The organism is Pseudomonas sp. Ant30-3, assembly GCF_000690905.1.
GTDB lineage: Bacteria > Pseudomonadota > Gammaproteobacteria > Pseudomonadales > Pseudomonadaceae > Aquipseudomonas.
The window spans coordinates 1-1,513 of the sequence record NZ_JMCL01000211.1; the positions used below are offsets into that span (position 1 = coordinate 1).

Consider the following 1,513-nt stretch of genomic DNA (forward strand, 5'->3'; position numbering starts at 1 on the left):
GAATGTTGTGCAGGTGTCCGGATTGCGCATGAACCAGAACCGCTTTGACGCTTGCCCAGCTCTCGCTGTCCTCCCTAGTCAGCATCGCTATGAAGACTCAGGCGAAGGTGGAAACAGAAAATTGGCAGTAGAGTAGGCTGAAGAGGATCAATCAGATAATCCGCTGAGAAAGATTTTCTTCTTTACATCTTTGGCATTTTATCAACCAGAAATTCCGGATACCCAAAGTTATGAGCTTCAGCCAATTGTGCCGTGCGAATCTGCTGTGCCACGTCCATCTCAGGAATGGCGCCAGGGTAGGACTCGATGGCGAAGAAAAGACCCAGCGTCAGGCTTCCTTCCTGATACATGGTCGAGTATCCACGATGATTTTTGAAAGGGTTCATGGTCAAAATCCAAATAGGTGAATGGTCAGGGTCAAAGAGTCCGGCCTGCCGGTCGGCACCTTTGGGTTGTTACGGCTGCGCGGGAGAGGTGTCCCGCCGCAAGCCCGCCACCAGTACAAGAAATCCCTGCACGGCTTTTTCGGAAGCGGCGCGTGGGTCGTCTGCGCTGGCGATCCACAGCGATGCGCCCAGCAGCGCCCCGCTTATCAGGCGGGCCGTCGCCAGGGGATCGACGGGGCGTATGACTGCCTCCTCGATCAACTTCTGGAGGCTGCGGCGCGTGTTCACGATGCACACGTTCTGGCTGGGCCACTGGGAGGGATCGCCCAGAACCGCTGGCCCGTCCAGCAGGACGATCCGCTGGACTTCGGGCTCGACGGCCATCTTGATGTAGCCAATGCACTCCAGAACGAAGCCGTCCCAGGTGGAGTCCGCCTCTTCGACGATGACGGCCAGTCGGCTCGATATCTCTGCATCAATCTGGGCAATGACCGCCTCCAGCAACCCTTTCTTTCCACCGAAGTGGTGATAGAGCGCTCCGCGCGTCAGCCCGGCTTGGGCCGTCAGCTCATCCATTGAACTGTCCGCATACCCCACGGTTGCGAACGCCGCGCGGGCAGCACTGATGAGCTTGGCCCGTGTTTCCTCAATCATCTCTGCACGCTTTTGTGCCATTAGGTCGTCCTCCGGTTTTCACATACGAAATGTATGCGATTCGTTGACATATGTTGCGTATGTGTGTATGATAAATGGCATACGCTACGTATGTCAAATTTAATCAACCGGGTTTTCCCTATACATTCGAGACTGAAAACAATGAGCACATTGCCTTACCTTGCGGTCCTGCCTTCCTGGCGCCGCGCCTTGCCGTTAGCTGCGGCGAGCTTGCTGGCGCTGTCCCTGGCTGGCTGCAATAGCGACGCCGCCGACGCGGTCGCCGCCCCTCCACCCACGGTCAGCGTGGCACCTGTGTCGGTGCGCAAGATCGTCCTATGGGATGAGTTCAATGGCCGCGTCGAGGCGGTGGAAAGCGTTGCGCTGCGGCCACGTGTGAGTGGCTACATCGACAGGGTCAATTACGAAGAGGGCCAGATCGTCAAACGTGGCGACGTGCTGTTCGAGATTGA

At 57.1% G+C, this 1,513-nt stretch carries 3 protein-coding genes; 1 reads left to right on the forward strand and 2 read right to left on the reverse strand.

Features of this window, described 5'->3' with window-relative positions; all coding sequences use genetic code 11:
• Nucleotides 1–182 precede the first annotated feature (182 nt).
• A complete protein-coding gene (locus DU29_RS1000000133490; RefSeq protein WP_028624798.1) occupies nt 183–386 on the reverse strand; it encodes a hypothetical protein in 204 nt (67 codons plus the stop codon).
• A 69-nt stretch (nt 387–455) separates the two neighbouring features.
• Nucleotides 456–1,061, reverse strand: coding sequence for a TetR/AcrR family transcriptional regulator (locus tag DU29_RS0128865; protein WP_028624799.1), 606 nt, complete (start codon nt 1,059–1,061; stop codon nt 456–458).
• Nucleotides 1,062–1,211: 150 nt separating this feature from the next.
• On the opposite strand from DU29_RS0128865, the gene DU29_RS01000000130715 reads away from it, so the two are divergent.
• A partial coding sequence (locus DU29_RS01000000130715) for a biotin/lipoyl-binding protein (protein WP_442961334.1) occupies nt 1,212–1,513 on the forward strand: 302 nt, incomplete at its 3' end.